This window comes from Aureimonas psammosilenae (assembly GCF_009176975.1).
Classification (GTDB): domain Bacteria; phylum Pseudomonadota; class Alphaproteobacteria; order Rhizobiales; family Rhizobiaceae; genus Plantimonas; species Plantimonas psammosilenae.
Map to the genome: position 1 here is coordinate 1 of NZ_WEZG01000015.1, position 26,237 is coordinate 26,237.

A 26,237-nucleotide genomic window follows, 5' to 3' on the forward strand; every position below is an offset into this window, starting at 1 on the left:
GTTCTGTGCAAGCCGGGTTCGGTGAAGCCGCACACGCGCTTCATGGCCGAGGCCTACATCCTGACCAAGGAAGAAGGCGGCCGCCACACGCCGTTCTTCACCAACTACCGTCCGCAGTTCTACTTCCGCACGACCGACGTGACGGGCGTGGTCACGCTGCCCGAGGGCACCGAGATGGTGATGCCGGGCGACAACGTGACGATGGACGTCAAGCTGATCGTGCCGATCGCCATGGAAGAAAAGCTGCGCTTCGCCATCCGCGAAGGCGGCCGCACCGTCGGCGCCGGTATCGTCTCATCCATCGTCGAGTAAGACGCTTCTCTTCTGAAAACGAAAAAGGCGGGTCGGAAACGGCCCGCCTTTTCTTCTGCGCTCAGAGTCTGTTTGGGAACTTCCCGGCGGAGGGCCGACGAGGGGTTTTGTGACGCTCGCGAGGCACCAAACGCAGTCGATGCCGGTGGCATCGGCGAGGATTGGTAACGATGCGACGACGGAAAAGCACCGCCGGACCGACCCGGCGGAGTTTCCAAACAGGCTCTTACGTCTTGAGCCGAAGTCCGGTCAGTTCGGCGAGTTCCGGCTCGGTGGTCGCCACGCGCGGATCGCCGGCGAAATGCGACAGAACCAGCCGATCCTCCTCCACCTGCAAACGGTGGCGTCCGAGCTGGTCGTAGGAATGGCCGGTCTGGGTGAGGGAGATTCCGGCGAGCACCACTTCCGGCACCCCGAACAAAAGGCCGTAGCACGCCGCCGCGACGCCGTTGCTGACCTTGCCGAGATCGCCGATCTCCTTCAGCGACATGCCGCTGACGAGCCTGACGATCTCGTCCCGGTCGAAGCGGGTAAGGGCCGATACGTGACCGATATGGCGATAGGGCTTGTCGAGAAGGTAAAGGCGGATGAAGCGGGTCGGGCGGTCGCGCAGCCAGATCAGCCCTTCCGTATCGATCTTGTCGTGTTCCAGCCAGGACTTCTTGGATGCGCGGAAGGTGAGGGCCGCGCGGCCGAGCCCGAGTTCCGCAGCGGTCTTCCCCGCATTGTTGATATCGATGCGCGCGTGAGTGCGAAAAAGGTCCGGCGGCAGCGTCGGCGTCGGGGCCGCGCCGAGAATCAGCCACGGCCGATCGAGAAGCTTCAGCTTCCTGAGCCACGCTTCACGGCGACGTTTGAAGCGGTCGAGCGGATATCGGCGGTCGAAGCGGTATTCCTTCACGGCGCCGCCTGCGGCTTCGTCGCGTGCGACGGGTCGAGTTCGTCGGGAAACTGCTCTTCGATCGCGCGCATCGCCTGTGCGTAGACGTCGGATTTTTTGCGCTGCCAGCCCTTGGCGGTCCAGATCACTGCGTCCTCGTTGAAATCGAAATCCGCGAGCGCCTTCGGCATCTGCGAGACCTGCAGGCCGTGGCGGCGCTCCATCCGGTCGGTGAGGTAATGAATAACGGTCTGGTCCACGTGATAAAGCGGCTTCAGTTGCAAGGCCGCCGCGATGGACCGGGCGAGGGCGCGCGCGAAATGCCCGCCTTTCTCCGTCGGCTCGATCCCCAGTGCGCTGGCGAGGATGCGCCGCCCGACGTCCTTCGGACTATCGCGCTTGATCAGAACGACGTCGGCCTTGCCGCGCTCGGCATCGAAGGCCGGCCAGATCGGACGAACGGCGATGCCGTCGATATCGAGGCAGAGGACGGGGCCGCCCGAGGCTTCCATCACGAGATCGGCAATCAGGAAACGCACGGAAGCATAGTAGATCGTCGGATAGACCAGCGTTTGCGCCAGCTTTCCGCTGTCGGCCGTCCACGAAAGTCGAACATGTTTCAGGGACGCCGCGAGCTTTCGGACATGCTCTTGCGTTTGCGGCGAAGGTTCGCAGAGATGAAGGTGGAAGAACTCCGTTCGCCCATGCCGCTCGATCGAGTGCAGCATGGTGATGGCGAAGTTCCAGTAATAGTAGTCGTTGCAGGCGGCGACGAGACAGCCCTGGCGAGCGTCCTTCGGGAACTCGCCCCGGACGTCATCGCGAAAAGCCCGATAGGCCGGAGCGTAACGTTCCAGCTTCGCGGCGGCTCGTTCGGTTCGCCAACGCAAGCGGAACCTCGTCCAGGCCGGATGCCATTTCTTCTTGATGACGACGGGTTCTTCGATCTGCAAGCCGGTTCCCTGAAGCTTCGTGGCCGGAATGTCTCCACGCTGCATAATGGCACTTGGCCGTGAAGACGAGGCCTTGCCCTGTTGAAGCTTGCCGAACGATCCAGCATCAATGCCGCCATGACCAAACTATCGCCGCGAATGCATCGACGACATGAGAATTGGCTGCGGGAGCTTGGCATCCTCGGGAAACCTTGGCTCATCCTCGGCGGCGCGCCGAACCCCGTTCTGCCGCCCGAACTTCTCGAGCATCACGCGCGAATCGATATCAACAATTCCGGCCTGACCGCCGCCAATCTTGGGTTGAGTGCGGCCGACATCACGTTTCGGCGGGCGAAGGCGAACTGGGCGGCGTGGCCGGAATTCAACACGCGCGGGCTGATCTGGTTCACGAGAACGCCGACGCCGCTTCTCCGCTTCCGCCTTCTGACCAAGCACCGGAAGGCGAGGGTGGAGAAGCTGATGCGAATGCCGAAAGCCGATCGAACAGAGCTCGTGGAAAGCTTCGTCGGGCGGGAGATTCGCGCCGTCGGCGACCAAGGCAAACCCTCCAACGGCATCGTCGCGATCTGCTACGGCCTCGCCTTCGGCGCGCCGGAAGTGGTGATCGCCGGCGTCTCGCTATCGCGCTCCGGCCATTCCTACGACAAGCTCGGCCGTCCGCGAAAGCAGGTGGCCGAGGATACCTATGCGCTTGAACGGCTGGCATCGGACCCGCGCCTTTCCACCACCGAGCCGGAACTGGCCGATGCCATGGGTCTCAGGCTCTGGCGACCGCCCATTGCTGCCGATCCGGCAAAAGGGCCAGTTGTGGCCGAGCCCTCGCGCAGTTAAGACGCGGGTCTCGCAACGCCGGAACGCAAGGGAGCGTACCGCTCATGTCCGCAGAGATCGCTCGGGTCTTCATTGGCTTCGATTCCAAGGAAACGATCGCCTATCACGTCCTTTCCCAGAGCATTCTGGAGAAATCCACGATCCCGGTTTTGTTCTCGCCGATCGTTCTCGACAATCTGAACGGCATCTTCACGCGCGAGCGCAATCCGCTTCAGACGACCGAATTCTCCTTCTCGCGCTTCCTCGTGCCGGCGCTCTCGAACTTCGAGGGCTGGAGCCTGTTCATGGATTGCGACATGCTGATGCGTGCCGACATTGCCGAATTGTGGAAGCTGCGCGACGACAAGTATGCCGCGATGTGCGTGAAGCACGATTATCAGCCGAAGGTGGAAACCAAGTTTCTCGGCCAAACGCAGACCAAGTACGAGAAGAAGAACTGGTCGAGCGTGATCCTCTTCAACAACGCCAAGTGTCGCGCGCTGACGACCGACTATGTCAACACCGCGACCGGCCTTCAGCTTCATCAGTTCAAGTGGCTGGAGAATGACGACCTGATCGGCGAACTGCCGCCGGCCTGGAACTGGCTCGTCAATGAATACGACCACAACCCGGACGCCAAGAACGTTCACTTCACCGATGGCGGCCCGTATTTCAACGAATATGCCAAGGACGACTACGCGGACGAATGGTTCGCGGCGCGCGAGCGCACGATGCACGTCACGCAGCGTTCCTGATCGGCCCCATTGCCGGCGACCCGGGCGGCGGTTTTTCGCCGTTCGGCATCGAGGATGCCAGATGGCCGACTTCCCGATCTCCAGCCTTTCATCGGACCCGCACGCTTTCTTCGCCGGGTTCGATTCGATCGTGCTCGTCGCCAACAGTCGCGATGCCGCGAGCGTCTTGACGGCGCCCGGCTTCGGGGCTCGGCCGCTCTTCGTCTTCTTCAACCGCGTTTATCGAATTCTCGACCAGCCGGCGGTGCGCGACTGCATCCTGATCTCGCGATCCTCGCCGGTGGGCGCCAGCCTCGTTTACCGCCGGGAACTCGACGACGTCATGTCGCTGGTGCAGGGGCCGCGGTTCCACGGCATCCTGAACGTGCGCGCCCGCGACAAGGAAATGCTGTCGCCGGTGGAGGACTTCAAAGGCCACCCCATCGGCTTTCTCGATCTCGTGGACCTCGCCCGCCGTTTCTACCCGGCAGGCCGGCGGATGCCCAGCACCGGCTTTGCCTTCGCGCTCTGGCTGGCGCAGCAGAAGCTGCCGATCCCCATCCATCTCGCCGGCTTCAGCGGCGTGCGCGAAGCGCAATGGCGCGTCTTCGACGCCCATGACTGGACGTGGGAGCAGATCGTCCTGAACATCATGTTCAAGAAAAAGCTTCTGCATCCTTTCCTGACCGGCGAGTATTTCGACCGCTGGCCGGTGGAAGCGCTGACGGCGGAATTCCCCGACATCACGCCGGCCGAGTTCTCCATCACCTCGAACGAGGTTCTGTCGCACCGCCTCAGCGGCACCAACCGGGTGATCGACCACATCTATTCGGCCCTGCGGTTCCAGCTCGCGATCCGCGACCTGATGCGCCGGTTGCGGCCTCGCTCGCGCAAGCAGCGCACCCGCGACAAGCTTCTTGCCGAACAAAGCAAGGCAGGCGGCAACGCGGCATGAGTGGCGAGAGTCTTCCGACCGACCTCGCCGAATGGGCGACCGTCTTCTCGCGATTTGCCGACGTGGTGCTCGTCGCCAACAGCGACGACGTGGATCTCGATGCTCTGCGAGCCGCTTTCGGTCCGCGAACGCTCTTCGTCTTCTTCAACAAGACCTACAAGGTGCTGGACGGCCCGTTCGAGCGTCCGTCGCTTCTCGTCGCGCGCTCCAGCGAGGCCGGTGCCAATATCGTGTATCGCCGGGAAGTCGAGAAGGTGCTGAAGCCCTTCGACAGCGAGGCGTTTCTCGGCATCGCCAATCTGCGCGTGTCCGAACGCGAGAACTTCAGCCGCCCTGAGGAGTTCGGGTCGCGCGCCGTCGGTTTCCTCGATCTGTCGGGCGTCTTCGCGACGATCTATCCGGGTACGCATCTGCCGACGAGCGGCTTTGCGCTGGCACTCTGGCTCGCAGAGCAGCGCCTCGGCATCGGTATCCATCTCGCCGGCTTCACCGCGCGGCGCAGTGCGCGCTGGAAGCTTTTTGCCGACCACGACTGGACCTTCGAGCAGACGGCGCTTCGGTTGTTGGCGAATGCCGGTCTAATCCGCCTCACCGGAGAACGCGCGGGCGACCTGCCATTCACCCGTTTCGCCGAGCGTTTCCCGGAGATCGACCGGGCCGACATCGCCATCGTGGCGGCCACCGTCGTCGCGGATCGCCTGGCGAATACCGACCGGGCGGTGGATCGACTTTTCTCGCTGACGCGCCTGCAAGGTCGGCTGGATACTTGGTTGCGCTCAATGAAGCCGCAGACCCGCAAGGAGCGTTTGAGGAAAACGCAGGCGGAAGAGGGCGGTTCGCAGCCGCGCGACACGAACGGGCTTGCAAAAACGTCGCGATCCGACTAATCGGAGCAGGCGATAGGGGTATAGCTCAGTTGGTAGAGCGGCGGTCTCCAAAACCGCAGGCCGTGGGTTCGAGCCCCTCTGCCCCTGCCATCTCACGAAAATCCAGCTTGCTTTCCATCAGGGCTTGTGAATCACCTAAAGCCCCGTTATGAAGCGGCATCTTAAGAATTTGGGCGCGCGGGGTGGTCTTCGCTTCGACGCGCCTTCCGCCGTGAGCGCTGTATGGCTGCAAAAAGCAATCCTTTCACCTTCCTGACGCAGGTCCGCACCGAGACCTCGAAGGTTGTGTGGCCTTCCCGTCGTGAGACGATGATCTCGACGGTCATGGTCATGGCGATGGTGGTGTTCGCGTCCGCGTTCTTCTTTGTCGCGGACATGGTGTTCGCCTACGTGATGGGCCTGCTTCAGGGCGCGAGCTTCTGACAAGCCGGGAACAATCGAGACACATGACCGCTCGCTGGTACATCGTTCAAGCTTATTCGAACTTCGAGAAGAAGGTCGCCGACTCGATCGAGGAGCAGGCTCGCCAGAAGGGTCTGTCCGACCTCATCGAGCAGATCGTCGTTCCGACCGAGAAGGTGGTCGAGGTTCGTCGCGGCAAGCGTGTCGACGCCGAACGCAAGTTCTTCCCGGGCTACGTTCTTCTGAAGGCCGAGCTCACCGATCAGGTGATCAGCCTCGTGAAGAACACGGCCCGCGTCACCGGCTTTCTCGGTGAGGACCGTCACTCGCACAAGCCGGTGGCGATCTCGAACAAGGAGGCCGAGGCCATCCTGCATCAGGTGCAGGAAGGCGTCGAGCGTCCGAAGCCGACCGTTCTGTTCGACATCGGCGAGCAGGTCCGCGTGTCGGATGGGCCCTTCGCGTCCTTCAATGGCGTGGTCCAGGAAGTCGATGCCGAGCGCTCGCGGCTCAAGGTGGAAGTTTCGATCTTCGGGCGCGCGACGCCCGTGGATCTCGAATTCGGTCAGGTCGAAAAGGTCTGATCGAAAGCGGGGCGGGGCCTTCGAGGCGCCGCTTCGTTCATGCGCGGAAGGTGAAGCCGGCAGAGCCGTCCGGCTTGAGACCGCACCGCGCGACTGCAACCCGCCGTTCCTCCTCGGAAGAAGGGCGGACGATTCAACGAGGCAGAGGCTATGGCTAAGAAAATTGCAGGCCAGCTCAAGCTGCAGGTGAAGGCTGGTTCGGCGACCCCGTCGCCCCCGATCGGTCCGGCCCTCGGCCAGCGCGGCATCAACATCATGGAATTCTGCAAGGCGTTCAACGCGCAGAGCCAGGAAATGGAGAAGGGTTCGCCCGTCCCGGTCGTGATCACCTACTACCAGGACAAGTCCTTCACCTTCGTCATGAAGACGGCTCCCGTGAGCTACTTCCTGAAGAAGGCTGCGAACATCCAGTCGGCTTCCAAGCTTCCGGGCAAGGATGTCGCCGGCAAGGTCACGCGCCAGCAGGTTCGTGAGATCGCCGAAGCGAAGATGAAAGACCTGAACGCGAACGACGTCGACGCAGCCATGCTGATGGTCGAAGGTTCCGCCCGTTCGATGGGTCTCGAGGTGGTGGGCTGACGATGGCTAAGATCGCAAAGCGCGTCGCGAAGTCTCGCGAAGGCATCGACCGCATCAAGCTCTACTCGCTTGACGAAGCCGTTCAGCTCCTGAAGGAGCGTGCAACCGCGAAGTTCGACGAGACCATCGAGATCGCGATGAATCTCGGCGTTGATCCGCGCCACGCCGACCAGATGGTCCGCGGCGTCGTCAACCTGCCGAACGGCACGGGCCGCACGGTTCGCGTCGCGGTGTTCGCTCGCGGCGCCAAGGCCGACGAAGCGCGCGCCGCCGGTGCCGACATCGTCGGTGCGGAAGAGCTGGTGGAGCAGGTCCAGGGCGGCCAGATCGATTTCGATCGCGCCATCGCGACCCCGGACATGATGGGCCTCGTTGGTCGTCTCGGTAAGGTGCTCGGCCCCCGCGGCCTGATGCCGAACCCGCGCGTCGGCACCGTGACGCCGGACGTCACCGCCGCCGTCAAGGCGTCGAAGGGCGGCGCCGTGGAGTTCCGCGTCGAGAAAGCCGGCATCATCCACGCCGGCGTCGGCAAGGTGTCGTTCGACGCCAACGCCATCGCCGAGAACATCCGCGCCTTCGCGGATGCCGTGCAGAAGGCCAAGCCGTCCGGCGCCAAGGGTATCTACGTCCAGCGCGTGTCGATCACCTCGACCATGGGCCCGGGCGTGAAGGTCGACCTGTCGTCGCTGTCCGCGACGGCCTGATCGGATCGCCTGCTCGCCGAGCGGGCTTACAATGGACGAGCGACGCACCCATATGCGTCGCTCACCCTCAACGAATTCCGGGACGCTCGCGCCCCGGATCAGGGGAAACGGAAACGTTTCCTCGACCTGTCCGAGATTGCAGGCGACGCACGGCCTTTTGGTTGTTCGTCTTAAAAGGCGAAAGCCTGCATGAGATGGGGTGTTCGATTTTGAAATGTCCGGGTTCGCCCGGATTTTGGTTCGGACTCTCAGAATGCCTTGCGCCGCTCGCGGGTTCCCACGGGAATCCGGGCGCTAAGGGGACAGGACCCTCGAGCGCCGCCTCCGATTTTGGGGCGGCATAAGGCAACCGGCGAAAGCTTGTGATTCAAAGCTTTCGTCACACTGGAGAGTGGCAGTGGACAGAGCGGAAAAGCGCGAGTTCGTCGCCGAGATGCACGAGACCTTCAAGGGCTCGGGCTCCGTCGTCGTGGCTCGCTACGCCGGCCTCACTGTCGCGCAGATGAACGATCTTCGTTCCAAGATGCGCGCACAGGGAGCGACCGTCAAAGTCGCGAAGAACCGCCTCGCCAAGATCGCTCTTCAAGGCACGGACGCCGAAGGGATCACCAATCTGTTCGTGGGGCAGACGCTCGTCTGCTACGCGACCGATCCCATCACGGCTCCGAAGGTCGCCAACGACTACGCCAAGGGTAACGACAAGCTCGTGATTCTCGGCGGGGCGATGGGTACGACCACCCTCGACGCGGAAGGGGTGAAGGCTCTCGCCTCGCTTCCGTCGCTCGATGAACTGCGTGCGAAGCTTGTCGGCATGATCCAGACGCCGGCTCAGCGCATCGCTTCCGTGGTTGCGGCACCGGCGGCTCAGCTCGCTCGCGTGTTCGGGGCTTATGCCAAGAAGGACGAAGCGGCGTGAGGCTTGTTCCTCGCTCCAACCTGATTGTTCGAACCTAAGGAAACATGACCATGACCGATCTCGCCAAGATCGTTGAAGACCTGTCGAAGCTGACCGTCCTCGAGGCGGCCGAGCTTTCCAAGCTCCTCGAAGAGAAGTGGGGCGTTTCCGCCGCCGCTCCGGTCGCCGTCGCGGCCGCCGGTGGTGCTGGCGCCGCCGCGCCGGTCGAGGAAGAGAAGACCGAGTTCGACGTCATCCTCACCGATGCCGGCGCCCAGAAGATCAACGTCATCAAGGAAGTCCGCGCGATCACCTCGCTCGGCCTGAAGGAAGCGAAGGATCTCGTCGACGGCGCGCCGAAGCCGGTCAAGGAAGGCGTTTCCAAGGACGAAGCGGCCAAGATCAAGGACCAGCTCGAGAAGGCTGGCGCCAAGGTCGAAGTCAAGTAAGTTCGAGGGCTTCGGTCCTTGCGCTTATCCGCGCAATAACGGTCAGCGGGACGGCTTTTGCCGTTCCGCTTTCCGTGTCCCTGAGGGGACGAACGATCGGGTGTCGACAGATGCCTGTGATGTGCGGGTCTTCCGACCGCCGTGAGCGGTGGTTCGGAGACTCGGGCGCCGCCCCGGCGGCAACCGATGAATGCGATGCCCGCAGGCGGTGCGCTACCCGTCGCCAGCGGATCTCCCTTCCGGAAGGGAGATATATGTCAGTGCCCCGCTGGTCCGGCGCAGCGGTATGAAGGAGCGACGATGTCTCAGACGACGACGTTCAGCGGTCGCAGGCGAGTGCGCAAGTTCTTCGGGTCCATCCCCGAAGTTGCGGAAATGCCCAACCTCATCGAGGTCCAGAAGGCCTCCTACGATCAGTTCCTGATGGTCAAGGAACCCGCTGGCGGCCGCCCCGACGAAGGCCTCCAGTCCGTTTTCAAGTCCGTGTTCCCGATCTCCGACTTCTCGGGTCAGGCGATGCTCGAATTCGTCAAGTACGAGTTCGAGGCGCCGAAGTTCGACGTCGACGAGTGCCGCCAGCGCGACCTGACCTTCGCTGCGCCCTTGAAGGTGACGCTGCGCCTGATCGTGTTCGATATCGACCCGGACACCAACTCCAAGTCCATCAAGGACATCAAGGAGCAGGACGTTTACATGGGCGACATGCCGCTCATGACGTCCAACGGCACGTTCATCGTGAACGGAACCGAGCGCGTGATCGTCTCGCAGATGCACCGTTCGCCGGGCGTGTTCTTCGACCACGACAAGGGCAAGTCGCATTCCAGCGGCAAGCTGCTCTTCGCCGCGCGCGTCATCCCGTATCGCGGTTCCTGGCTCGACATCGAGTTCGATGCCAAGGACGTCGTCTATGCGCGCATCGATCGCCGCCGCAAGATCCCCGTGTCCAGCCTTCTCATGGCGCTCGGCATGGACGGCGAGGAAATCCTCTCGACCTTCTACGACATCGTGCAGTTCGAGAAGGACAAGAACGGCTGGCGTGTTCCGTTCTCCGTGGAACGCGTGCGCGGCCAGAACGCGGTCGTTGATCTCGTCGACGCCGACACCGGCGAAGTGCTGGTGGAAGCCGGCAAGAAGGTCACCGCCCGTCAGGCCCGGCAGCTCAAGGAGCGCGGCGTCAAGGCGCTGCGCGCGACCGAAGAGGACCTCTACGGCAACTACCTCGCCGAAGACGTCGTCAACTTCCAGACGGGCGAGGTCTATCTCGAAGCCGGCGACGAAATCGACGAGAAGACCCTCAAGGTCCTGATCGACGCGGGCTATGACGAGATTTCGGTGCTCGACATCGATCACGTCACCGTCGGCGCGTATATCCGCAACTCGCTCGCCGTCGACAAGAACGAGAGTCGCCAGGACGCGCTCTACGACATCTACCGCGTCATGCGTCCGGGCGAGCCGCCGACGATGGAAACGGCGGAAGCCATGTTCCATTCGCTGTTCTTCGATCCGGAGCGTTACGACCTTTCGGCGGTCGGCCGCGTCAAGATGAACATGCGTCTCGACGTCGACGCCGAGGACACCGTGCGCGTTCTGCGCAAGGAAGACATCATCGCGGCGGTGAAGACGCTCGTTGGCCTGCGCGATGGCCGTGGCGAGATCGACGACATCGACAATCTCGGCAACCGCCGCGTCCGCTCGGTCGGCGAGTTGATGGAGAACCAGTACCGCGTCGGCCTCCTTCGCATGGAGCGCGCGATCAAGGAGCGCATGTCCTCCGTCGAGATCGACACGGTCATGCCGCAGGATCTCATCAACGCGAAGCCTGCGGCAGCCGCCGTGCGCGAGTTCTTCGGTTCCTCGCAGCTTTCGCAGTTCATGGACCAGACCAACCCGCTTTCCGAGATCACGCACAAGCGTCGTCTCTCGGCGCTCGGTCCGGGCGGTTTGACGCGCGAGCGCGCCGGCTTCGAGGTGCGCGACGTGCACCCGACGCATTACGGCCGCATCTGCCCGATCGAAACGCCGGAAGGCCCGAATATCGGTCTCATCAACTCGCTCGCGACCTTCGCCCGCGTCAACAAATACGGTTTCATCGAAAGCCCGTATCGGCGTGTGGTGGACGGCAAGGTGACCGGTGAGGTCGTGTACCTGTCCGCCATGGAGGAAGCCAAGCATCACGTCGCGCAGGCGAACGCGATCCTGAGCGACGACATGACCTTCGCGGAAGAACTTATCGTCTGCCGCCATGCCGGCGACGTGATGATGACGCCGCGCGAGAACGTCGACCTCATGGACGTGTCGCCGAAGCAGCTCGTGTCGGTGGCGGCCGCGCTCATCCCGTTCCTCGAGAACGATGACGCGAACCGCGCCCTCATGGGCTCGAACATGCAGCGTCAGGCCGTGCCGCTGGTGCGCGCCGAAGCGCCGTTCGTCGGAACCGGCATGGAGCCGATCGTGGCGCGCGATTCCGGCGCCGCCATCGGCGCTCGTCGCTCGGGCATCGTGGATCAGGTGGACGCGACCCGTATCGTCATCCGCGCTACCGAAGAGGTCGAGGCCGGCAAGTCGGGCGTCGATATCTATCGCCTGATGAAGTTCCAGCGCTCCAACCAGTCGACCTGCATCAACCAGCGTCCGCTGGTGGCGATGGGCGATCGGGTTCGCAAGGGCGACATCATCGCGGATGGTCCCTCGACCGATCTCGGCGATCTGGCGCTCGGCCGGAACGTGCTCGTCGCGTTCATGCCGTGGAACGGCTACAACTACGAGGACTCGATCCTTCTTTCCGAGCGCATCGTCGCCGACGACGTCTTCACCTCGATCCATATCGAGGAGTTCGAGGTCATGGCGCGCGACACCAAGCTCGGCCCGGAGGAAATCACGCGCGACATTCCGAACGTTTCGGAAGAAGCGCTGAAGAACCTCGATGAAGCCGGCATCGTTTATATCGGCGCCGAAGTGCAGCCGGGCGACATCCTCGTCGGCAAGATCACGCCGAAGGGTGAAAGCCCGATGACGCCGGAAGAAAAGCTTCTGCGCGCCATCTTCGGCGAGAAGGCGTCCGACGTTCGCGACACCTCCAGCCGTATGCCGCCCGGCACCTACGGCACGGTGGTCGAGGTCCGCGTGTTCAACCGTCACGGCGTCGAGAAGGACGAGCGCGCCATGGCGATCGAGCGCGAGGAGATCGAGCGTCTCGCCAAGGATCGCGACGACGAGCAGGCCATTCTTGACCGCAACACCTACGGTCGCCTGACCGAGATGCTGAACGGCAAGGTGGCTGTGGCCGGACCGAAGAGCTTCAAGAAGGGCTCCACGGTCACGCCCGAGCTGATGCAGGAGTTCTCCCGCTCGCAATGGTGGATGTTCGCCGTCGAGGACGAGCGTCTGCAAGGCGATGTCGAGTCTCTGCGCAACCAGTACGACGATGCCAAGAAGACGCTGGAAGCGCGCTTCATGGACAAGGTCGAGAAGGTGCAGCGCGGCGACGAACTGCCCCCCGGCGTCATGAAGCAGGTGAAGGTCTTCGTCGCCGTCAAGCGCAAGATCCAGCCCGGCGACAAGATGGCCGGCCGTCACGGCAACAAGGGTGTCGTGTCGCGGATCGTGCCGGTGGAAGACATGCCGTTCCTCGAGGATGGCACCCATGTCGACATCGTGCTCAATCCGCTCGGCGTGCCTTCGCGCATGAATGTTGGGCAGATCCTCGAAACGCACCTTGGCTGGGCCTGCGCCGGCATGGGCAAGCGGATCGGCGAACTCTACGAGACCTATCTCGAAAGCAAGGACGCCCAGCCACTCCGGCAGGAGATCGCGGGGGTTCTCGGCACGTCCGAGCGCAACGAGAAGGTCGCCGGTTTCGACGACGACGGCGTGATCACGCTCGCCAAGCAGATGCGCAAGGGCGTGTCGATCGCGACCCCCGTCTTCGACGGTGCGGTCGAGCTCGACATCGTGGAGATGCTGGAGAAGGCCGGTCTCAACGGTTCGGGCCAGGTCACGCTCTATGACGGGCGTACCGGCGAGGCTTTCGATCGGCAGGTGACGGTCGGCTACATCTACATGCTGAAGCTGCACCATCTGGTGGACGACAAGATCCACGCCCGCTCGATCGGCCCGTACTCGCTCGTCACCCAGCAACCGCTCGGCGGCAAGGCGCAGTTCGGCGGACAGCGTTTCGGCGAAATGGAGGTCTGGGCGCTGGAAGCCTACGGCGCCGCCTACACTTTGCAGGAAATGCTGACGGTGAAGTCGGACGACGTGGCAGGCCGCACCAAGGTCTACGAGTCGATCGTGCGCGGCGACGACGCCTTCGAGTCGGGCATTCCGGAGAGCTTCAACGTTCTCGTTAAGGAAATGCGCTCGCTCGGCCTGGACGTCGATCTTTCGAACACGACCGAACCGCCGACGCCCCTGGAACAGCTTCCCGACGCCGCGGAATAATCGGCATAATCCCGACCGCGCTCAATTATCGCGGTCTTGAGAGCGCCCTTCCGGGCGCTCCCGCCATCAGATTTCCGCACGCGTCGCTTAAGCGATGCATAGGGGGCCAGCCGCCCCAACAGGAGACAGACCGTGAACCAAGAGGTCATGAATCTCTTCAATCCTCAGGTGCAGGCGCAGACGTTCGATTCCATCCGGATCTCGCTCGCGAGCCCTGAGAAGATTCTTTCGTGGTCCTTCGGCGAGATCAAGAAGCCGGAAACCATCAACTACCGCACGTTCAAGCCCGAGCGCGACGGCCTGTTCTGCGCGCGCATCTTCGGCCCGATCAAGGACTACGAGTGCTTGTGCGGCAAGTACAAGCGCATGAAGTACAAGGGCATCATCTGCGAGAAGTGCGGCGTGGAAGTCACGCTGTCGCGCGTTCGCCGCGAGCGCATGGGCCATATCGAGCTCGCCGCGCCCGTTGCCCATATCTGGTTCCTGAAGTCGCTTCCGAGCCGCATCGGCACGCTGCTCGACATGACGCTGAAGGACATCGAGCGCGTCCTTTACTTCGAGAACTACATCGTCACGGAGCCGGGCCTCACCGCGCTGAAGGAGCACCAGCTCCTGTCGGAAGAGGAATACATGCTCGCCGTCGACGAGTATGGCGAGGACTCCTTCACCGCGCTCATCGGCGCCGAAGCCATCCAGGCCCTGCTTGCGGGTATGGATCTTGAAAGCATCGCCGCGCAGCTTCGCACGGACATCGCCGAGACATCTTCGGATCTGAAGATGAAGAAGCTGATGAAGCGTCTGAAGATCGTCGAGAACTTCCTCGATTCCGGCAACAAGCCGGAATGGATGATCATGCGCGTCGTCCCGGTGATCCCGCCGGACCTGCGTCCGCTCGTTCCCTTGGACGGCGGCCGCTTTGCGACCTCCGATCTCAACGATCTTTATCGCCGCGTCATCAACCGCAACAACCGCTTGAAGCGCCTGATCGAGCTTCGCGCGCCCGGCATCATCGTGCGCAACGAAAAGCGCATGTTGCAGGAAGCCGTCGACGCCCTGTTCGACAACGGCCGTCGTGGCCGCGTCATCACCGGCGCCAACAAGCGTCCGCTGAAGTCGCTGTCCGACATGCTGAAGGGCAAGCAGGGCCGCTTCCGTCAAAACCTCCTCGGCAAGCGCGTCGATTATTCCGGCCGTTCCGTGATCGTGACGGGCCCGGAACTGAAGCTGCACCAGTGCGGCCTGCCGAAGAAAATGGCGCTGGAGCTGTTCAAGCCCTTCATCTACGCACGCCTCGACGCGAAGGGTTATTCCTCGACCGTCAAGCAGGCCAAGAAGCTGGTCGAGAAGGAGCGTCCGGAAGTCTGGGATATCCTGGACGAGGTGATCCGCGAGCATCCGGTTCTCCTGAACCGCGCTCCGACTTTGCACCGTCTCGGCATCCAGGCCTTCGAGCCCATCTTGATCGAAGGCAAGGCGATCCAGCTTCATCCGCTGGTCTGCACGGCCTTCAACGCCGACTTCGACGGCGACCAGATGGCCGTGCACGTGCCCTTGTCGATCGAGGCGCAGCTCGAAGCCCGCGTCCTCATGATGTCGACCAACAACATCCTGCATCCCGCGAACGGCCAGCCGGTCATCGTGCCGTCGCAGGACATGGTTCTCGGCCTCTACTACCTGTCGATCATGAACGAGAACGAGCCGGGGCAGGGCATGGCCTTCTCCGACTACGGCGAGCTGGAGCACGCGCTCTATTCGAAGTCCGTGACGCTCCACACCAAGATCAAGGGCCGCATCCGTTCGGTGGACGCCGAAGGGAACGAGACCTCCAAGATCTACGAGACCACGCCCGGCCGCATGCTCATCGGCCAGCTTCTGCCCAAGAGCCATCGCGTTCCCTTCGACATCTGCAACGAGCTGATGACGAAGAAGAACATCTCCCGCATGATCGACCAGGTGTATCGCCACTGCGGTCAGAAGGAGACGGTGATCTTCTGCGACCGCATCATGCAGCTCGGCTTCCGCCATGCCTGCACGGCCGGCATTTCCTTCGGCAAGGATGACATGCTCATCCCCGAAACGAAGGAGAAGATGATCACGGAAACGCAGACGCTCGCGAAGGAATACGAGCAGCAGTACAATGACGGCCTGATCACGCAGGGCGAGAAGTACAACAAGGTGGTCGATGCCTGGGCCAAGTGCACGGACAAGATCGCCGAAGAGATGATGGCCCGCATCAAGGCGGTGGAGTTCAACAAGGAAACCGGCCGTCAAAAGCCGATGAACTCGATCTACATGATGTCGCATTCGGGTGCGCGTGGGTCCCCGACCCAGATGCGCCAGCTCGCGGCCATGCGCGGGCTGATGACCAAGCCGTCCGGCGAGATCATCGAAACGCCGATCATCTCGAACTTCAAGGAAGGCCTGACCGTGCTCGAGTACTTCAACTCGACCCACGGCGCCCGCAAGGGGTTGGCCGACACCGCCTTGAAGACCGCGAACTCGGGCTACCTGACGCGTCGTCTCGTCGACGTGGCGCAGGACTGCATCATCACGCAGACCGATTGCGGCACCGAGAACGGTTTGACGATGCAGCCCATCGTCGATGCCGGTCAGGTGGTCGCGACCATCGGCCAGCGCGTGCTGGGCCGTACCGCGCTCGGCGACATCGTGCATCCGCTGTCCGGCGACGTGATCGTCGAAAGCGGCCGTACGGTCGAAGAGGCCGATGTCGAGAAGATCGAGAAGGCTGGCATCCAGTCCATCAAGATCCGCTCGGCGCTGACCTGCGAGGTCCGCACCGGCATCTGCGCCATCTGCTACGGTCGCGATCTGGCGCGCGGCACGCCCGTCAACATGGGCGAAGCCGTCGGCGTCATCGCGGCACAGTCGATCGGTGAGCCGGGCACGCAGCTCACCATGCGCACGTTCCACATGGGCGGCACGGCGCAGGTGGTGGACTCCTCGTTCCTTGAGGCGTCCTACGAGGGCACGGTTCAGATCCGCAACCGCAACGTGGTGCGCGATTCCGACGGGCGTCTCGTGGCGATGGGCCGCAACATGGCCGTCCTGATCATGGATCAGGCGGGCAAGGAGCGTGCGTCGCACCGCGTGACCTACGGCAGCCGCATCTTCGTGGACGACGGCGACACCGTTCGTCGTGGCCAGCGTATCGCGGAATGGGACCCCTATACCCGCCCGGTCATGACCGAGCTCGACGGCATCGTGGAGTTCGAGGATCTGGTGGAAGGCGTTTCCGTTTCCGAGCAGGCAGACGAAGCGACGGGCATCACCAAGCGCGCCGTTATCGACTGGCGCGCCAGCCCGCGCGGCACGGGCCTCAAGCCCGCGATGGTCATCCGCAAGGAGGACGGAACGGTCGCCAAGCTCGCGCGCGGCACCGATGCCCGCTACTTCCTGTCGGTGGATGCCATCTTGTCCGTCGAGCCCGGCAGCCATGTGAAGGCCGGTGACGTTCTTTCGCGAATTCCGATGGAATCGGCGAAGACCAAGGACATCACCGGTGGTCTGCCGCGCGTCGCCGAACTCTTCGAAGCGCGTCGTCCGAAGGACAATGCGATCATCGCCGAGATCGACGGCACGGTGCGCTTCGGGCGCGACTACAAGAACAAGCGTCGCGTCATCATCGAAGCGCATGAGGACGGCGTCGAGGCGGTCGAGTACCTGATCCCGAAGGGCAAGCCTTTCCATCTTCAGGAAGGCGACGTCATCGAGAAGGGCGACTACATCCTCGACGGCAACCCGGCTCCGCACGACATCCTGGCCATCCGGGGCGTCGAGGCGCTGGCTTCCTATCTCGTCAACGAGATCCAGGAAGTCTACCGCCTGCAGGGCGTGCTTATCAACGACAAGCACATCGAGGTCATCGTCCGGCAGATGCTGCAGAAGGTCGAGATCACCGAGGCGGGTGATTCAGGCCTGATCCCGGGCGATCACATCGATCGGATCGAACTGGCGGAACTGAACGAGCGACTGGCGGACGACGGCAAGAAGCCGGCGGTCGGCAACCCGGTGCTCCTCGGCATCACCAAGGCCTCGCTGCAGACGCCGAGCTTCATCTCGGCGGCGTCCTTCCAGGAAACCACCCGCGTCCTCACGGAAGCGGCGGTCGCCGGCAAGATGGACACGCTTCAGGGCCTCAAGGAAAACGTCATCGTCGGCCGTCTCATCCCGGCCGGTACGGGCGGAATCATGACCCAGATCCGGCGCATCGCCGGGTCGCGCGACGACCTCATCGTCGAGGATCGCCGTTCGAAGGCTGCGAACACCGAGCAGTCGGATCGCCTGCTGACACAGATGACCGACGCGGCTGAGTAAGCCTCGTTCGACATAGCTGTCGCCCGAGAGGGCGGCAGAGCAACTCAAAAACCCCGTCGATTTTCGGCGGGGTTTTTCTTTGGCGCAAGCTCATGGCAACCGTCGCCCGGCGCGCCTTGCGCATTGCGAAGATGGTGACACGACAGGTTCTCGCGGGACGCGCGATCATTCGGGGTGCGGCCGCCGTGACGAGCGCAGGTTCGAAGCAGCAACTTGTCTGTGAAGTCATGACGCGATAGCCTCATGACCATAGGCTCGGCCCGCGCCTCCTCCCTCCAATCGGGGAAGTACCGTCGTACGGGGCTAAAGACCATCGAACCATCTGTTCGGGCATACGCATGAGGAGGGGTTGCGGTTTCCGCCCGGAATGGAGGTTCCGCCATGCGCTTTTCCGCGCCGGTCCCTCGATTGAAACGTCGAGCCAGACGCATAGTCCGTGACGAAGGCGTCGCTCTCCATGCAGCGTTGGATCGCGTTCTGCAAAGCGAAGGATTCGCTCGGTGGAGTTTGTTGTCCGCACGGGTGGGGAAGGAAATGTCCCCGACGACTTTGCTGTCAAAACTCGTTGAAGGAGATTTCCTGCTGATCGGGGCTCGCCCCGGACACGGCAAGACCCGGCTCGGTCTGCAACTCCTGATCGACGCTGTTCGTGAGAGGCGCCGCGCCGTCTTCTTCACATTGGAATATAGCGAACGGGAAACGCGCGATCTCCTCCGGGCATTGGCGCGAAACGAGGATGCCGTTGACGGTGTGGAGATCGTTGCATCCGACGACATCTGCGCCGGCGCCGTCCTTCGGCTGCTTTCTGGTTCACCTCGCGGCACCGTCGCGATGATCGATTATCTGCAGATCCTCGACCAGCAGCGAAGCAAGCCTCCTTTGTCGGAACAGATCTACGTCCTCCAGCAATTTGTCCGATCGAACGGGCTCATCATGGGTTTCATCAGTCAGATCGACCGGACCTTCGATCCGTTGCTTAACCCGTTGCCCGATATGCGGGATATCCGGCTCCCCAATCCAATCGATACGTCTTTCTTCTCCAAGGCATGCTTCCTGCATGGAGGCATGATGCAGTTTCGGAACATGACATGAGCGATGCTGCCGGGACGCCGAAGGGTGACCCGACATTACCTCTGGGAGCTGTCGGTCGAAGGCTGCGTAGCGAAGAGCGGTTGGAGAGTTCTTCCGCGAAACGAAAAGTCTTCCATCCAGATGGTGCCTGAAAACGCGGGCGCCTGAAACGAAAAGGGCGGTCTAGTGACCGCCCTTTTCACCAACTCGATGCGTCGTCGACCTTCCAAAGATCAGGCGTCGAAGCGGCCCGAAGCGTGTGCCAGCATCGTGTAGACCTTGCCCGTATCCGAGGCGAGATAGCCGCGCGTCCGGGTGTTGTCGCGGTCGGCGCGGGCGATGTCGGACAGGAGCGATTCGAAGTCCGTGATGTAGCGATCCACCGCCATGCGGAACTCGCCGTCGCGCTGGTACTTGCGACGGATCTCGTCGAAGGTCTGCTGACCCTTCAGCGTGTAGAGGCGGCGCGTGAAGACGTTGCGCTCGCCGCGACGGTAGCGATCCCAGAGTTCCACCGAAACCTCGTGATCGATGGCCCGCGCGATGTCGACCGAAAGCGAGTTCAGCGACTCGACCACATGCTCGGGCGAGCGGGACGTCGGCTGTGCCTGCGGCTGGGCCGAGGTCGCGACCGGCGCTTCCGCCTCATCTTCTTCCGTCGATGCACGACGCAGGAGGTCGGACACCCAACCATTGCCGCGCGCCGGTTGGCTGACGACCTGGCTCGGGCGCGGCTGCTCCACCGGAACGGGCGGGGCAACGGGAGTGGCGGGAGCCGGAGCCACCGTCACCGGCGCGGCCTGCTGAGCACGAGGCGTGGGTGCGGGCGTCGGGGTACGCTCGATTTCCAGTTCGCTGCGAAGGTCACGGGCGAGGTTGCCGTCGGTCGAGTACCGCGCCGTGGCACGGGCGTCGACGACGGGAGCACGGACCGGTTCCGGGGCAGGAACACGGGGGCTCGGCGCCGTCGGGGCAGGACGCGCTTCCTCGCGCTGAGCCGCGGGAGCGGACGGACGACGGCCACCGACATCGAGAGCGCGGCCCGACTGGGACACGATCTCGCTGAGATCCCGCAGGGCGCGGATCTGATCGGCGACCGCACGGCGCATGGCTTCCGTGCTTTCGCGGGTTTCCTCGGGCAGTTCGAACACGCCGCGCTTGATCTCGCCGCGGGTCGTCTGCAACTCCTCGCGGATCGTGTCGGCGGTGCGGCGGATTTCGTCCGTGGCATTGGAGAACCGCTGCGTCGCGTCCTCCACCACGTCCCGCACGGCGTCGCGGATCAGCGTCGTTACGGCTTCCGACCGGCTTTCCACTTCCTCGAACTGCTTGCCGGCTTCGTCCACCGACGACTGCATCTCGGAGGTGACGCGGGTCGAGAGGAGGCGCGAACGCTGTTCGGTGCGCTCGAAGAGGCCGTCGAGGACGCCTTCGAAGGAGCGCATCAGTTCGCCGATCTCTTCCGAACGCTTGACGAGCCCGGTCGACAGATCTTCCAGCCCGCCCTTGCGCTCGACCAGCGTGGTTTCGAGCTGACCCTGCGCCGCTTCGAGAAGCCGCGTGGCTTCGCCGAGCGAATTGCCGTGTTCACCGAAGCGCACTGCGATGGCGCGAACCTGCTCCAGTGTGTGCATGGAAAGGCGGTCGAGGCGGGCCATGTTGCCGTCGAGGACCTGCGTCGAGGACTCGATCGAACCGGCCGTGCGTTCGGCGCTTTCGGCAAAACGCTCGCCCGTTTCCCTAAGGGCGCTGTCGATGGCGCCGAGGTTGGAGGACGCGTTCTCCACAAGGCCGCGCAGGTCGCCGTTGGTTTGCGACAAGCGGTCGATCAGCGAGCCGACGTCGCGGGCCAGAGCTTCGCGAGCTTCCGTCGCGCCCTGAAGCACGGCATTGCCGGCATTCGAGAGCTGAGCCGCGATCTCGCCGCTCTTCTCGGCGATCGCATCGCGGGCTGCATCCGCATCGCGGACAAGGATCGCGGAGGCGCCAGTAACGTCTTCGCGCAGCCGCCCTGCGATCTCGGTGACGTCGGAGCGCATGGTCTCCGCCGCATTGCGCAACTCGTTCCGGATGCTAGCTGTGGCGGCATCCACGTCGCCGCGCAGCGTGTCCGACGATCCGCCAAGCGCCTTGGAAAGGCTGTCGGACAGAACTGCCATCTCGGTTGCGAAGCGCTCGACACGATCGTCGAGGGTGCGGGCGATGGCATGTCCGCTGTCGGACAAGCGATCGGCGATGCCGGAATATTCGCTGACGAAGGCTTCCGCGCTGCCGCCGATCTCCGCACGGGCGGAGTCCGTCCGCTCGCGGATCGCATTGGCCGCGCTGCCGATCTCGCCGGCGATGGCGAGAGCGTCTTCGCGCAGATCGCCCCGCGAGCGTTCGCCGGCCTCCCGCAGCCTGTCGGCGGCGGCGTTGACGGCATCGGCGATGGTGGTCGCCTGGACGTCGATCTCGCCACGCGCACTGGCGGCATCGTCGCGCAGCCGGTCGGATGCCTCGGCGATGGCGTTGGAAAGGGCGAGGGCTTCGTCGCGGAACTCGCCGCGTGAATGCTCGCCCACACCGCGCAGCCGCTCGGCGGCCGCGTTGATGGCGTCGGCGATGGTCGCCGCCTGCGTGTCGATCTCGCCACGGGCGTTGAGAGCGTCGTCGCGCAGCCGGTTGGAGGCTTCGGCAACGGCTCCGGCCAAAGCCAGCGCATCGTCCCGGAACTGGCCGCGAGACTGTTCGCCGGCGTCGCGCAGCCGTTCGGCAGCAGTCCCGACCGCTTCCGCGATCGTGGTGGCCTGGCTGTCGATCTCGCCGCGAGCCTGTGCCGCATCATTGCGCAGCCGGCTGGACGCTTCGGTGACGGCGACGGCGATGGCGAGAGCCTCGTCGCGGAACTGGCCGCGCGATTGTTCGCCTGCATCGCGGATGCGGTCGGCGGCCAGCGCCACGGAGTCGGCGACGGCTGCAGCCTGAAGCTCGATCTCGCTGCGGGCCTGCGTCGCGTCGTCCTTCAATCGTGCCGAGGCATCGACCATGGCGAGCGCCACGGCGCCGGCCTGCTCGCCGAAGAGCTGGCGCGCGGCTTCGGCATCCGCACGCAGCCTTTCGGCCGCGCGGTCGATGCCGCCGACGAACTCGGAAGCGAGGGCCGAGAGGTGGTCGCGGGCCGCATCCGCCTCGCTGCGCATCGCCAGCGAAGCGCCGCCGAGCTGCGTGGCGAAGACGGTGGAGTCCTGGCCGATCTGCTCGCGGGCTTCCTGCGCTTCGCGGCGCAGCTCGCTCGACAGGGTGGCGAGGTTGGCGACGATGGCTTCGGCATTGGCCGAAAGATCGCCCGCCGAGCCTTCGGTGGTGCGGCTGAACTCGGCCGCGACCTCGGAAAGGCGAGCCGCGAAGTTCTCAGCTTCGCCGGCAAGGCTCTGGCGAGCCTCCGCTCCGGCACTGCGGAAGGCGTTCTCGATGTCGGACACATGGCCGGCGATCGCCTGGCTTTCGCCTTCGAGACCCTTGCGGGCCTTCTCGGCTTCCTCGGTCATCGCCGCCGTGGCGGCGGTGATGGAGGTGCGAAGCGTTTCGGCGATCAGCGCCGTGCGGTTGGTGAGGGTGCGATCCACGTTGCCGAGACCGCGCTCCAGAACGGAAGCGATGGTTTCGGTGCGCTGATCGAAGGCGGTCGCGACGGAAGCCGTGCCCTGCTCGATGACGGATAGGAAGTCCTCGCGGCGTGCTTCCAGCGAACGGGACACGTCGCCGACGCTCTGCTCGATCACACGGCGAATGTCGTCCGCGCGGTCGTTCAGCGTGGCGCTGGCCGATTGCGCGGCATCCTCCAGAACGCGGGCGATGCCGTCGCGCTTGTCTTCCAGGGCGAGGTTCAAGCGCTCGTCGATGCCGGTGATGACGCCCGTCATCTGGTCGGCGGAACGATCGATACGCTCCAGAAGCATGGACGCGCTGCGGTCCGCATCGGCGGTGAAGCGGCCGGTGCGCTCGTCCAACCCGTCGATCAGGATGCGGCGTGCGTCGTCCACCACCGATTGCAGAAGGGCGGCCTGACCGGCGATGCCTTCGCGAAGGTCGGCGGCGCGACCGTCGAAGCCGTCCACCAGCAGGCCGCGCGCTTCATCGAGGATGAGCCGCAGATTGGCGGCGCGATCGTCGAGGCTGGCGCGGATCTCGGCGTTGCGCTCGTCCAAGGTGGAAGCAAGGCCGTGACGCTGCTCGGCAAGACCATCGCCGAGGCCCGAGCGGAAGTCCTCCACCGTCTGGCGAAGCGCGTGGATCTGGCCTTCGAGCTCGTCCGCCACACGGCGCACCGTGTCGCCGAAGACGCCGCCGACGCCCGCCATGCGCTCGTCGATGATCGACAGGAGGCGACCCTCGTTCTCTTCCGCAACCTCGCGAATGGTGCGGGTGCGCTCGTCCAGCGCGGTGCGAAGTGCCAGGCTGCGCTCGTCGAGCGAGGCGAGACTGCGCTCCTCGGCGTCGCGCACCAGACCTTCGATGGTGTCGACCTGACGCGATACCGCCGTGCTGAAGCCGCCGGTGCGGTCGTCCAACGCGGCGATGAGTTGCGAGGAGGACCGATCGAGATTGCCGACGAGGATGTCGGCGCGCTCGGAAAACAGCCGCTCCAGAAGCTGGCGACGCTCTTCCAGCGCCGCTTCCAGAGCGCGGCTGCGCTCGTCGGTGCCGGTGGTCAGCGTCGTTTCGGCGCTCGCGAGGGCGCCGGTTAGGCGCTCGACGCTGGCTTCGATCGTCGTGGCGATGGTGCCGGAGCGCTGATCGAGGCTGCTGATCAGGCTACGCTCGGCGCCGGTGAAGGTTGCCTCCAGATCTTCGCGGCGCTGGCCGAGGGTCGAGGCGATCTCGTCGAAGCGGGCGCCGACGGTCGCCTCGATTTCGCGAGCCTGATTGTCGAGCGATGACGACACGCCGCTCAGACGGTTTTCGAGAAGCGCCTGGATGGCCGCCGCCCGCTCTGCGAACAGCGCCTCGGCGCGGGCAAGAGCCTCGCCGGTGCCGTTCGCCATGTCCGCCTGTCCGTTCTGGAAGGCGGCGACGATTTCGCGGCTGCGATCGGTCAGGGCGCGGGCGAACTCGCTCGAGCGGTTCTGGAGGGAAGACGAGATGCGCTCGCCAGCGTCGACGATCGTCGCGGCCCGCGCTTCCAGCGATTGCACAAGCGCCGGCCCGCGCTCTCCAAGCGCGCCGTCCAGACGGTCGAGACGCTGGTCGATATCCTCGATCAAGATCGCGCCGCGCTCCGACATGATCGTGCCGGCCCGATCGCCGCTTTCGTCCAGCGAGCGGGCGAGATGCGCCGCGAAGCGGTCGCTCTGCTCGTTCAGAAGCCGCATCCGCTCGTCGAGGGTGCTTTCCACGGAAGCGATGAGGTTCTGGGTCTTCGCCGAGAACCCATCGGTCCGCGTGCCGAAGTCGGAAGCAAAGGCGCCGGCGAGGCGCTCATGCTCCTCGCGCAGCTTGGCTGAGCCCTCGTCGAAGGTCGCGGTCAGCCGCTCCACGAAGGCAGCGGTATCCTGCGAAACGCGGCCTTCGCGGTGGTCGAGCCCTTCCGTGACATTGGCAAGGAAGCGCTGGTTCTCGGCATCGAGACGCTCCGAGCGCTCGTCCAGCGTGGTGGTGAGAGCGGTCAGGAAGCCGACATGCTCGATATGGAGGCCATCGCCGCGGCTTTCGAGAAGGCCGGCGACTTCCTCGCGGATGCCTTCCATGCGGCGGCCGAGTTCGGCGCTGGCGCCGGACAAGCGGGTGATGAAGCTTTCCGAGCGCGCTTCCAGATCGCTGGCACGCACTTCCAGGGCGCTCACGATATCGTCGCCGGTGCGGCGCAGACGCTCGGCAGCGGCCTCGGTGGTTTCGCCGATCCGCGTCAGCAGCCCATCGGCATTACCGGACAGGTTTTCGGCGGCGAAGCGGTTCTGCTCGTCGAAAAGGGCGGCGAGATTTTCGCGACGCTCCTCGTAGGACCGGGCGATCTCGTCACTGCGCTCGCGCAGCATGGCGTCAAGCTGCTGCGAGGCATCCTCGATCCGGCGAAGGATCTCGGAAGACGCACCGTCCACCTGGGACACGAGCTTCTCGTGCGAGCCGACCACGGAGGAGCGCAGCTTCTCGGCATGCGACAACATCGCCTCACGCTCGTTCGACAGATCCTGAACTAGCGAGCGGATGCGGACCTCGTTGTCCGTATAAGTACGCTCCAGAGCCGAAACCTCGGAATGAACCATGGTCTGGAGTTCGGCGGTTCGGGCGAGGGCACGCTCGACGCCTTCGCCGAGACCCGCGATCTCGCGCCGCACGGCTTGGCCGACGGTCGCGATGCGATCGGTTGCGCCGGCTTCCGGGTCCGACAAACGCAGCGCGACTTCGGCGAGCGATCGGCTCATCAGCCGCATCTCGGTGGAACGGCGGATCATCGACGCGAAGGCGAAGATCGGCGGAATGGGGATCAGCGCCGTGGCCAGCGCGATCGGCAGCGCCGGCGCGGTGAAGATGGCGTCGCCATAGGTGCTGTAGCCGAGGAGCCCGACGAGACCGACCCAGGCCGTGGACACCGCGCCCGCGAGATAAAGCGGCGTCTTGGAAGCTGTTCGGTTGAAGAGGGCCTGCGCCATCACGCTGGTGCGGCGGGCTTCGTCGTTCGCCGGCTGGAACGCAGGAACCGACGGCTCGTCGCGCGGCAGTTGCGGTTCGGCTTCCTTGAAGGCTTCGGCGCGAAGATTAGGCGGGGTGGGGCGGGGGAAGGCATCGGGTTGTGCCGAGCCGCTGCGGCGCAGACCGGCGGCTCCCACGGCGGATACCATGCCGACGCCTGCGGCCATCACCATGGGTTCGACCGCCACATTGCGGTTCTCGCCGAAAGCGGCGGCAGGCTGGATGGCTTCGACCTCGGATTCTTCGATGGCCGCGGCCGTTGCTTCCTGCAACTGGCGATCGAACTCCTCGAAAGCGAAATCGATGTCCACGCTGTCGGGCGCCAGCGTTTCGGTTTCGACATGCCCGGTCACCTCGGCGCCCTTGCCGTCGTCATCCAGACTGAAATCCGACTCCAACGCCGCTTCCAGCTCGCTCAGGGCTTCGTCCGAAAGAAGTTCGGAAGTTTTGATCTTGGCCATGTGCCGTCGCGCCTCGCTACTCTCCGCGCTGGAGCCGTCCGCCTCGGCTCTAGCTGACGCTCGCATGATCCTTGCGGATCGAAGCAAACGTTCGAACTCATTTGCTTATCCCTG

Annotated in this window: 17 protein-coding genes and 1 tRNA gene; 15 read left to right on the plus strand and 3 right to left on the minus strand. The window is 64.1% G+C overall.

Features of this window, described 5'->3' with window-relative positions:
* Window positions 1-312: EF-Tu C-terminal domain-related protein (locus F9929_RS20500; RefSeq protein WP_456236797.1), on the plus strand; the 312-nt coding region annotated here is incomplete at its 5' end.
* Between the two features lie 226 nt (window positions 313-538).
* Here F9929_RS20500 and F9929_RS20505 read toward each other — a convergent pair.
* Both F9929_RS20505 and F9929_RS20510 read right to left on the minus strand, forming a co-directional pair.
* Window positions 539-1,213: a hypothetical protein gene (locus F9929_RS20505; protein WP_152048418.1), complete on the minus strand. Its 675-nt coding sequence runs from the start codon at window positions 1,211-1,213 to the stop codon at window positions 539-541.
* Window positions 1,210-2,145, minus strand: a complete 936-nt coding sequence (locus F9929_RS20510; protein WP_152048419.1) for a hypothetical protein — start codon at window positions 2,143-2,145, stop codon at window positions 1,210-1,212. The genes F9929_RS20505 and F9929_RS20510 overlap by 4 nt, the downstream gene beginning before the upstream one ends.
* A gap of 117 nt (window positions 2,146-2,262) precedes the next feature.
* On the opposite strand from F9929_RS20510, the gene F9929_RS20515 reads away from it, so the two are divergent.
* The 14 genes from F9929_RS20515 (at window position 2,263) to F9929_RS20580 (ending at window position 19,011) form a co-directional block, all read left to right on the plus strand.
* On the plus strand, window positions 2,263-2,976 hold the full coding sequence (locus F9929_RS20515; protein ID WP_152048420.1) for a hypothetical protein: 714 nt from the start codon (window positions 2,263-2,265) through the stop codon (window positions 2,974-2,976).
* Window positions 2,977-3,020: 44 nt separating this feature from the next.
* A complete protein-coding gene (locus F9929_RS20520) occupies window positions 3,021-3,710 on the plus strand; it encodes a glycosyltransferase family protein (protein ID WP_152048421.1) in 690 nt (229 codons plus the stop codon).
* 61 nt (window positions 3,711-3,771) lie between these two features.
* A complete protein-coding gene (locus tag F9929_RS20525) occupies window positions 3,772-4,644 on the plus strand; it encodes a 3-deoxy-manno-octulosonate cytidylyltransferase (RefSeq protein ID WP_152048422.1) in 873 nt (290 codons plus the stop codon).
* The gene (locus tag F9929_RS20530) at window positions 4,641-5,531 is read left to right on the plus strand and encodes a 3-deoxy-manno-octulosonate cytidylyltransferase (protein WP_152048423.1); all 891 of its coding nucleotides are present in this window, start codon (window positions 4,641-4,643) and stop codon (window positions 5,529-5,531) included. The genes F9929_RS20525 and F9929_RS20530 overlap by 4 nt, the downstream gene beginning before the upstream one ends.
* Window positions 5,532-5,545: 14 nt before the next feature.
* Window positions 5,546-5,621 (plus strand) — tRNA-Trp (locus tag F9929_RS20535).
* A gap of 132 nt (window positions 5,622-5,753) precedes the next feature.
* A complete protein-coding gene (secE, locus tag F9929_RS20540) occupies window positions 5,754-5,954 on the plus strand; it encodes a preprotein translocase subunit SecE (RefSeq protein WP_152048424.1) in 201 nt (66 codons plus the stop codon).
* A 23-nt stretch (window positions 5,955-5,977) separates the two neighbouring features.
* Complete coding sequence (nusG, locus tag F9929_RS20545; RefSeq protein ID WP_152048425.1) at window positions 5,978-6,517, plus strand: transcription termination/antitermination protein NusG; 540 nt, start codon at window positions 5,978-5,980, stop codon at window positions 6,515-6,517.
* 150 nt (window positions 6,518-6,667) lie between these two features.
* Window positions 6,668-7,096 carry a 50S ribosomal protein L11 gene (gene rplK / locus F9929_RS20550; protein ID WP_152048426.1) on the plus strand — a complete coding sequence of 143 codons (429 nt, stop codon included), beginning with the start codon at window positions 6,668-6,670 and terminating at the stop codon, window positions 7,094-7,096.
* A 2-nt stretch (window positions 7,097-7,098) separates the two neighbouring features.
* On the plus strand, window positions 7,099-7,800 hold the full coding sequence (rplA, locus tag F9929_RS20555) for a 50S ribosomal protein L1 (protein ID WP_152048427.1): 702 nt from the start codon (window positions 7,099-7,101) through the stop codon (window positions 7,798-7,800).
* A 397-nt stretch (window positions 7,801-8,197) separates the two neighbouring features.
* Window positions 8,198-8,716 (plus strand): 50S ribosomal protein L10, encoded by a 519-nt coding sequence (gene rplJ, locus F9929_RS20560; RefSeq protein ID WP_152048428.1) that lies wholly within the window; start codon window positions 8,198-8,200, stop codon window positions 8,714-8,716.
* A 50-nt stretch (window positions 8,717-8,766) separates the two neighbouring features.
* On the plus strand, window positions 8,767-9,144 hold the full coding sequence (rplL, locus tag F9929_RS20565) for a 50S ribosomal protein L7/L12 (RefSeq protein WP_152048429.1): 378 nt from the start codon (window positions 8,767-8,769) through the stop codon (window positions 9,142-9,144).
* Window positions 9,145-9,444: 300 nt separating this feature from the next.
* Window positions 9,445-13,584: a DNA-directed RNA polymerase subunit beta gene (rpoB, locus tag F9929_RS20570; protein ID WP_152048430.1), complete on the plus strand. Its 4,140-nt coding sequence runs from the start codon at window positions 9,445-9,447 to the stop codon at window positions 13,582-13,584.
* A gap of 132 nt (window positions 13,585-13,716) precedes the next feature.
* On the plus strand, window positions 13,717-17,919 hold the full coding sequence (gene rpoC, locus F9929_RS20575) for a DNA-directed RNA polymerase subunit beta' (RefSeq protein WP_152048431.1): 4,203 nt from the start codon (window positions 13,717-13,719) through the stop codon (window positions 17,917-17,919).
* Window positions 17,920-18,300: 381 nt separating this feature from the next.
* On the plus strand, window positions 18,301-19,011 hold the full coding sequence (locus F9929_RS20580) for a DNA helicase (RefSeq protein ID WP_152048432.1): 711 nt from the start codon (window positions 18,301-18,303) through the stop codon (window positions 19,009-19,011).
* Window positions 19,012-19,223: 212 nt separating this feature from the next.
* Here F9929_RS20580 and F9929_RS20585 read toward each other — a convergent pair whose 3' ends face one another.
* Window positions 19,224-26,123, minus strand: a complete 6,900-nt coding sequence (locus tag F9929_RS20585) for an apolipoprotein A-IV repeat region-like domain-containing protein (protein ID WP_193227852.1) — start codon at window positions 26,121-26,123, stop codon at window positions 19,224-19,226.
* Window positions 26,124-26,237 lie beyond the last annotated feature (114 nt).